The organism is Streptomyces sp. NPDC031474 (assembly GCF_055581185.1).
On the sequence record NZ_JBVIJX010000062.1, the window covers coordinates 1 to 8,585 of the forward strand.

An 8,585-nucleotide genomic window follows, 5' to 3' on the forward strand; every position below is an offset into this window, starting at 1 on the left:
CTCACAGTGTCCACCCCACCACTGACAATGAGCTCCCGCTCCCTTCGCGGACCGCGCCTGGGCACCGGCGGCAGCTCCTGTCCGGGCAGCGGCGGGACGGGGAATCCGCCCGCCATCGGGTCGAAGCCGGCGGGCTCGGCCGGGACCTGCGCCTCCGTCCCCCCCTTGCGGAACATGTCCACGACGAAGGAGAGCAACAGCAGGACCAGGACGCCGCCGGCGACGTAGAGGAAGATGTCGGCGAAGCCGTAGTTCTCGTTGCGCAGCGTCCGTACCGTCGCGACGAGCATCAGCCACGTCACCGAGACCGGGATCAGGACCTTCCAGCCCAGCTTCATCAACTGGTCGTAGCGCACGCGGGGCAGCGTGCCGCGCAGCCAGATGAAGAAGAACAGCAGCAGCTGCACCTTGACGACGAACCAGAGCATCGGCCACCAGCCGTGGTTCGCGCCCTCCCAGAAACCGCTGACCGGCCAGGGCGCCCGCCAGCCGCCCAGGAAGAGCGTGGTCGACACGGCCGAGACGGTCACCATGTTCACGTACTCGGCGAGCATGAACAGCGCGAACTTGATCGACGAGTACTCGGTGTTGAAACCGCCGACCAGGTCGCCCTCGGACTCCGGCATGTCGAAGGGGGCGCGGTTGGTCTCGCCGACCATCGTGACGATGTAGAGGATGAACGACACCGGCAGCAGGAGGATGTACCAGCGGTCCTGCTGCTGCTCGACGATCGTCGACGTCGACATCGACCCCGAGTAGAGGAACACCGAGGCGAACGCGGCGCCCATGGCGATCTCGTAGGAGATCATCTGCGCGCAGGACCGCAGGCCGCCCAGCAGCGGGTAGGTGGAGCCGGAGCTCCAGCCCGCCAGGACGATGCCGTAGATGCCGACGGAGGCGACCGCGAGGATGTAGAGCATCGCGATCGGCAGGTCGGTCAGCTGCATCGTGGTGCGCTGGCCGAAGATCGAGATCTCGTTGTCGGCCGGCCCGAAGGGGATCACCGCGATCGCCATGAAGGCCGGGACGGCCGCGACGATCGGCGCGAGGACGTACACCACCTTGTCCGCGCGTTTGACGATGACGTCTTCCTTCAGCATCAGCTTGATGCCGTCGGCGAGGGACTGGAGCATGCCCCAGGGGCCATGCCGGTTGGGACCGATGCGCAGCTGCATCCAGGCGACGACCTTGCGCTCCCAGACGATGGAGAACAGCACGGTCACCATCAGGAAGGCGAAGCAGAAGATCGCCTTGACGACGACCAGCCACCAGGGGTCTCGGCCGAACATCGAGAGGTCTTCAGCGGCCAGGTACGGGCTCATGCCTCCACCTCCTTGGGGGCGTCGGCGGGCGTCGCCGGGCCGATACGGACGAGGGAGCCGGGCGTGGCCCCGGCGTCGGAGGCGACGCCCCGGCCGGTGGAGTTCAGCGGGAGCCAGACCACACGGTCGGGCATCTCGGTGATCTGCAGCGGAAGTTCGACCACGCCGGCGGGTCCGGTCACGGCGAGGACGTCGCCGTCCTTGACGCCCGCCTCGGCGGCCGTGGCGGGCGACACACGCGCGCGTGCGGCGTGCCGGGTCCCGGCGAGCGCTTCGTCGCCCTGCTGGAGGACACCCTGGTCAAGCAGCAGGCGGTGCCCGGCCAGAACGGCCTCCCCGGCGGCGGGCCGCGGCAACTGCGCCGCGGCTTCCAGGGGTTCGGTGGCCCGGGGGCCGTCCCAGGCGCCGAGCCGGTCGAGCTCCGCGCGCGCGGTGCGCAGGTCCGGCAGGCCGAGGTGGACGTCCATGGCGTCGGCGATCATCTGCAGCACGCGCGCGTCGCCGGGCGCGAGGCGGCGGGTCATCTGGTCGGGCTTCAGGGCGGCCTCGAAGAAGCGGACCCGGCCCTCCCAGTTGAGGAAGGCGCCCGCCTTCTCGGCGACCGCGGCCACCGGCAGGACGACGTCGGCATGCTCGGTGACCTCGCCGGGCCGCAGTTCCAGCGACACCACGAAGCCGGCTTCGGCCAGCGCCTCACGCGCGCGTGCCGGGTCGGGCAGGTCCGCGACCTCGACGCCCGCGACGAGCAGCGCCTGAAGCTCCCCGGACGCGGCGGCCTCGACGATCTGCCCGGTGTCCCGGCCATAGCGGTGCGGGAGTTCGGCCAGCCCCCAGGCCGCGGCGACCTCCTCACGCGCGCGTGGGTCGGTGGCCGGACGACCGCCCGGCAGCAGCGACGGCAGCGCACCCGCCTCGATCGCGCCCCGCTCGCCCGCCCGGCGCGGAATCCACGCCAACCGGGCGCCGGTGGCCGAGGAGGCCCGCACGGCGGCGGTGAGACCGCCGGCCACACGGGCCAGCCGCTCTCCGACGACGATCACCGCGCCGTCGGCCCGCAGCGCCTCGGCGGCCTTGGCGCCCCCGGCCTCCAGGCCGACGCCGCTCGCCAGCGCGTCCAGCCACTCCGTCTCGGTGCCCGGAGCGGCCGGCAGCAGCGTGCCGCCCGCCTTCTCCAGTCCCCGGGTGGCGTGCGTGGCCAGCGAGAACACCCGCTGCCCGTGACCCCGCCAGGCCTTGCGCAGCCGCAGGAAGACGCCGGGCGCCTCCTCCTCCGACTCGAACCCGACGAGCAGGACGGCGGGCGCCTTCTCCAGGGAGGTGTACGTGACCCCCGTACCGTCGAGGTCACGGCCGCGGCCGGCGACGCGGGCGGCCAGGAAGTCGGCCTCCTCGCCGCTGTGCACGCGCGCGCGGAAGTCGATGTCGTTGGTGTCGAGCGCCACGCGCGCGAACTTGCTGTACGCGTAGGCGTCCTCGATGGTGAGCCGACCGCCGGTCAGGACGCCGGTCCTGCCGCGCGACGCCAGCAGACCCTGAGCCGCGATCTGCAGGGCCTCCGGCCAGGAAGCCGGTACGAGGTCCCCCTCGGCGTTGCGCACCAGAGGCGTTTCGAGCCGGTCCCGCGCTTGCGCGTACCGGAACGCGAACCGCCCCTTGTCGCAGATCCACTCCTCGTTGACCTCGGGGTCGTTGGCGGCCAGGCGCCGCATGACCTTGCCGCGCCGGTGGTCGGTGCGCGTGGCGCAGCCGCCGGAGCAGTGCTCGCAGACCGAGGGCGAGGAGACCAGGTCGAAGGGCCGGGAGCGGAATCGGTACGCCGCAGAGGTCAGCGCGCCGACCGGACAGATCTGGATGGTGTTGCCGGAGAAGTACGACTCGAAGGGGTCGCCCTCCCCGGTCCCCACCTGCTGCAGCGCGCCGCGCTCGATGAGCTCGATCATCGGGTCGCCCGCCACCTGGTTGGAGAACCGGGTGCAGCGGGCGCACAGCACGCACCGCTCACGGTCGAGCAGCACCTGCGTGGAGATCGGGACCGGCTTCTCGTAGGTCCGCTTGCGGCCCTCGAAGCGGGACTCCGCCTGGCCGTGTGACATGGCCTGGTTCTGCAGGGGGCACTCGCCGCCCTTGTCGCAGACCGGGCAGTCCAGCGGGTGGTTGATGAGGAGCAGCTCCATCACTCCGTGCTGCGCCTTCTCGGCCACGGGTGACGTGAGGTGAGTCTTCACGACCATGCCGTCCGTGCACGTGATCGTGCAGGACGCCATGGGCTTGCGCTGGCCCTCGACCTCGACGATGCACTGCCGGCAGGCGCCGGCCGGGTCGAGGAGAGGATGGTCGCAGAAGCGGGGGATCTCGATGCCGAGTTGTTCGGCGGCCCGGATGACCAGGGTGCCCTTGGGCACGCTGATCTCGGCGCCGTCGATCGTCAACGTCACGAGATCTTCCGGCGGGACCGCGGCCTCGCCGCCCCCGGAGGGAGCGCTGGTGGTCACCGTCATGCGTTCACCTCCGTGTGCTGGTCCGCCCAGGCCGTCGACCTGGCGGGGTCGAAGGGGCAGCCGCGGCCCGTGATGTGCTCCTCGTACTCCTCGCGGAAGTACTTCAGAGAGGAGAAGATCGGCGAGGCGGCGCCGTCGCCGAGGGCGCAGAAGGACTTGCCGTTGATGTTGTCGGCGATGTCGCCCAGCTTGTCGAGATCGGACAGGGCGCCCTTGCCGGCCTCGATGTCCCGCAGCAACTGCACGAGCCAGTACGTGCCTTCGCGGCACGGGGTGCACTTTCCGCAGGACTCGTGGGCGTAGAACTCGGTCCAGCGGGTCACGGCGCGCACGACGCAGGTCGTCTCGTCGAAGCACTGCAGCGCTTTTGTGCCGAGCATGGAACCCGCGGCGCCCACCCCTTCGTAGTCAAGAGGGACGTCGAGGTGCTCGTCGGTGAACATCGGCGTCGAGGAGCCGCCCGGCGTCCAGAACTTGAGCCGGTGCCCGGGTCGCATGCCGCCGCTCATCTCGAGGAGTTGGCGCAGGGTGATGCCGAGCGGGGCCTCGTACTGGCCGGGGCTGGCGACATGGCCGCTGAGCGAGTAGAGCGTGAAGCCGGGGGACTTCTCGCTTCCCATCGACCTGAACCATTCCTTGCCTTTTTGCAGGATGGCGGGAACTGACGCGATCGACTCGACGTTATTCACCACAGTCGGGCACGCATAGAGGCCCGCGACCGCAGGAAAGGGGGGACGGAGCCGCGGTTGACCACGGCGGCCTTCGAGCGAGTCGAGCAGCGCGGTCTCCTCACCGCAGATGTACGCGCCGGCGCCGGCGTGGACGGTGAGTTCGAGGTCGAGTCCGCTGCCCAGGATGTTCTCGCCGAGGTAGCCCGCCGCGTAGGCCTCGCGCACGGCCTCGTGCAACCGCCGCAGCACAGGGACGACTTCACCACGCAGATAGATGAAGGCATGAGACGACCTGATGGCATAACACGCGATCACTATGCCCTCGATGAGGCTGTGCGGGTTCGCGAAGAGGAGCGGGATGTCCTTGCAGGTCCCGGGCTCCGATTCGTCGGCGTTGACAACTAGATAGTGCGGCTTTCCATCCCCCTGGGGAATGAACTGCCATTTCATACCCGTCGGGAATCCCGCGCCGCCCCGCCCACGCAGACCGGAGTCCTTGACGTACGCGATGAGGTCGTCCGGCGACATGGCGAGCGCCTTGCGCAGGCCCTCGTATCCCTCGTGCCTTCGGTAGACGTCCAGACTCCAGGACCTGTCGTCGTCCCAGAAGGACGACAGCACGGGTGCGAGCAGCTTCTCGGGGCTGCTGCCTTTCAGTTCGGGTGCCAAGGTCATCACTCCCCCTCCTCGGCGGTAGGCCCTGCCGGGTGGGCTGGGTCGGAGGCCGACGTGTCCTGCGGCGCGTCGTGCGAACTCAGGTGCTCGGTGGGCGACGGCTCGTGCACCGCCCGGTCCTGCGGTTCGTCGTGCGGCCCGCCGTCCCGCGGGTGGACCACGCGCGCGGGTGCGGTCTCTCCCCTTGCCAGGCGAAGACCCACCAGCGACGCCGGTCCCGCACTGCCGCTCGCCTCGACAGCGCCGTCCCGCTCGTCGGGGAAGCCCGCCAGGATCCGGGCGGTCTCCTTGAAGGTGCACAGCGGCGCACCGCGCGTCGGCGAGACCGTGCGTCCGGTCCTCAGGTCGTCCACCAGGCGCTTGGCGCTCTGTACGGTCTGGTTGTCGAAGAACTCCCAGTTGACCATCACGACCGGCGCGAAGTCGCAGGCCGCATTGCACTCGATGTGCTCCAGAGTGATCTTTCCGTCGTCGGTGGTCTCACCGTTGCCGACACCCAGGTACTCCTGGAGCTCCTCGAAGATCGCGTCGCCGCCCATCACCGCGCACAGCGTGTTGGTGCAGACGCCCAGCTGATAGTCGCCGCTGGGGCGGCGCCGGTACATGGTGTAGAAGGTGGCGACCGCGGTGACCTCGGCCGTGGTCAGGCCCAGCACGTCCGCGCAGAACCGCATCCCGGTGCGTGTGACGTGACCCTCCTCCGCCTGCACGAGGTGCAGCAACGGCAGGAGCGCGGACCGGGAGTCGGGGTAGCGGGCGATGATCTCGCGCGCGTCCGCCTCCAGCCGGGCTCGGACGTCGTCCGGGTAGGCGGGCGCGGGCAGTTCGGGCATGCCCAGGCTGACGCCCTGCTCGGAAGAAGAGGTGGTCACCGGTCGACGCCTCCCATCACGGGGTCGATGGACGCGACGGCGACGATGACGTCGGCGACCTGGCCGCCTTCGCACATCGCCGCCATGGCCTGCAGGTTGGTGAAGGACGGATCCCGGAAGTGGACCCGGTAGGGGCGGGTGCCTCCGTCGGAGACGGCGTGGACCCCGAGTTCGCCCTTGGGTGACTCGACCGCCGCGTACGCCTGTCCCGGCGGGACGCGGAAACCCTCGGTGACCAGCTTGAAGTGGTGGATCAGGGCCTCCATCGAGGTGCCCATGATCTTCTTGATGTGGTCGAGGGAGTTGCCGAGACCGTCGGGGCCCAGGGCGAGCTGCGCGGGCCAGGCGATCTTCCGGTCGGCGACCATGACCGGGCCGGGCTGCAGCCGGTCCAGGCACTGCTCGACGATCCTGAGCGACTGGCGCATCTCCTCCAGGCGGATGAGGAAGCGGCCGTAGGAGTCGCAGGAGTCGGCGGTCGGGACGTCGAAGTCGTACGTCTCGTAGTCGCAGTACGGCTGCGCCTTGCGCAGGTCGTGCGGGAGGCCGGTGGAGCGCAGGATCGGGCCGGTGGCGCCGAGGGCCATGCAGCCGGCCAGGTCGAGATAGCCGACGTCCTGCATACGGGCCTTGAAGATGGGGTTCCCGGTGGCGAGCTTGTCGTACTCGGGGAGGTTCTTCTTCATCTTCTTCACGAACTCGCGGATCTGGTCCACCGCGCCGGGCGGCAGGTCCTGAGCGAGTCCGCCGGGGCGGATGTACGCGTGGTTCATCCGAAGGCCCGTGATGAGCTCGTAGATGTCGAGAATCATTTCACGATCACGGAATCCGTAGATCATGATCGTGGTGGCGCCGAGCTCCATGCCGCCGGTGGCGATGCACACCAGATGGGAGGACATCCGGTTCAGCTCCATCAGGAGCACCCGGATGATCTTGGCTCGCTCGGTGATCTGGTCCTCGATGCCGAGGAGCTTCTCGACGGCGAGACAGTAGGCGGTCTCATTGAAGAAGGACGTCAGGTAATCCATGCGCGTCACGAACGTGGTGCCCTGCGTCCACGTGCGGTACTCGAGGTTCTTCTCGATGCCGGTGTGGAGGTAGCCGATGCCGCAGCGGGCCTCGGTGACCGTCTCGCCCTCGATCTCCAGGATGAGGCGGAGCACCCCGTGGGTGGACGGGTGCTGCGGCCCCATGTTGACGACGATGCGCTCGTCGTCGGCGCGGGCCGCGGACTGGACGACCTCGTCCCAGTCGCCACCGGTGACCGTATATACGGTGCCCTCGGTGGTTTCCCGGGCGGCTGCTGACTGTGTGCTCACGAGTACGACCTCCGCTGGTCCGGAGCCGGGATCTGGGCGCCCTTGTACTCGACGGGGATGCCGCCGAGGGGGTAGTCCTTGCGCTGCGGGTGGCCCTGCCAGTCGTCCGGCATCATGATCCGCGTCAGGGCCGGGTGACCGTCGAAGACGATCCCGAAGAAGTCGTAGGTCTCCCGCTCGTGCCAGTCGTTGGTCGGATACACGGAGACCAGGGACGGGATGTGCGGGTCGGCGTCCGGGGCGCTGACCTCCAGGCGGATCAGCCGATTGTGGGTGATCGAGCGCAGGTGGTAGACGGCGTGCAGCTCGCGGCCCTTGTCGTTCGGGTAGTGCACGGCGCTGACGCCGGTGCAGAGCTCGAAACGCAGGGCGGGGTCGTCGCGCAGGGTGCGAGCGACACGCAGCAGATGCTCGCGCTCGATGTGGAAGGTGAGCTCGTCGCGGTCGACGATCGTCTTCTCGATCGCGTTCTCGGGGAGGAGGCCCTGCTCCTCCAGTGCGCCCTCGAGTTCGTCGGCGACCTCGTCGAACCAGCCGCCGTAGGGCCGGCTCGCCGCTCCCGGGAGCCGGATCGAGCGGACCAGGCCGCCGTAGCCGGAGGTGTCGCCGCCGTTGTCGGCTCCGAACATGCCGCGCTGGACGCGGATCTCCTCGCCGCCCCGGCCGCGCTGGCCGGGGAGGTTGGAGGCGGAGAGATCCTTCTCGGGGTTGACCCCGTTCGAGCCGTTCACGCCGTTCGAGCCGTTCACCCCGTCCGAGGAGCCGCTCGCGCCATGGGTGCCGTTCGCGTCGCTCACCGCAGCAGCCCCTTCATCTCGATCGTGGGCAGGGCCTTGAGGGCCGCTTCCTCCGCCTCGCGGGCCGCCTCCTCGGCGTTCACGCCCAGCTTGGAGTTCTGGATCTTGTGGTGGAGCTTGAGGATCGCGTCCATCAGCATCTCGGGGCGCGGCGGGCAGCCCGGGAGGTAGATGTCGACGGGGACGATGTGGTCGACGCCCTGGACGATCGCGTAGTTGTTGAACATGCCGCCCGAGGAGGCGCACACCCCCATGGAGATGACCCATTTCGGGTTGGGCATCTGGTCGTAGACCTGCCGGAGCACCGGCGCCATCTTCTGGCTGACCCGGCCCGCGACGATCATCAGGTCCGCCTGGCGGGGCGAACCTCGGAAGACCTCCATACCGAAGCGCGCCAGGTCGTAGCGGCCTGCGCCGGTGGTCATCATCTC

The 8,585-nt window shown here is 69.4% G+C and carries 7 protein-coding genes; all 7 read right to left on the minus strand.

The features are described from left to right. Positions 1–1,322, minus strand: a 1,322-nt coding sequence (nuoH, locus tag ACZ5SK_RS48200; protein ID WP_468578082.1) for an NADH-quinone oxidoreductase subunit NuoH, incomplete at its 3' end; no start/stop codon positions are given. Then, a complete protein-coding gene (locus tag ACZ5SK_RS48205; RefSeq protein WP_334577892.1) occupies positions 1,319–3,820 on the minus strand; it encodes an NADH-quinone oxidoreductase subunit G in 2,502 nt (833 codons plus the stop codon). The genes nuoH and ACZ5SK_RS48205, both read right to left, overlap by 4 nt. Then, positions 3,817–5,169 (minus strand): NADH-quinone oxidoreductase subunit NuoF, encoded by a 1,353-nt coding sequence (gene nuoF, locus ACZ5SK_RS48210; RefSeq protein ID WP_468578084.1) that lies wholly within the window; start codon positions 5,167–5,169, stop codon positions 3,817–3,819. Before nuoF ends, ACZ5SK_RS48205 begins: the two co-directional genes overlap by 4 nt. After that, positions 5,166–6,038 carry an NADH-quinone oxidoreductase subunit NuoE gene (gene nuoE, locus ACZ5SK_RS48215; RefSeq protein WP_079660503.1) on the minus strand — a complete coding sequence of 291 codons (873 nt, stop codon included), beginning with the start codon at positions 6,036–6,038 and terminating at the stop codon, positions 5,166–5,168. Before nuoE ends, nuoF begins: the two co-directional genes overlap by 4 nt. After that, positions 6,035–7,357: an NADH-quinone oxidoreductase subunit D gene (locus ACZ5SK_RS48220; RefSeq protein WP_334577894.1), complete on the minus strand. Its 1,323-nt coding sequence runs from the start codon at positions 7,355–7,357 to the stop codon at positions 6,035–6,037. The genes nuoE and ACZ5SK_RS48220 overlap by 4 nt, the downstream gene beginning before the upstream one ends. Next, entirely contained in the window at positions 7,354–8,154 is an 801-nt protein-coding gene (locus ACZ5SK_RS48225; protein WP_468578085.1) for an NADH-quinone oxidoreductase subunit C, read from the minus strand. Before ACZ5SK_RS48225 ends, ACZ5SK_RS48220 begins: the two co-directional genes overlap by 4 nt. Next, a partial coding sequence (locus tag ACZ5SK_RS48230; protein WP_468578087.1) for an NADH-quinone oxidoreductase subunit B occupies positions 8,151–8,585 on the minus strand: 435 nt, incomplete at its 5' end. The genes ACZ5SK_RS48230 and ACZ5SK_RS48225, both read right to left, overlap by 4 nt.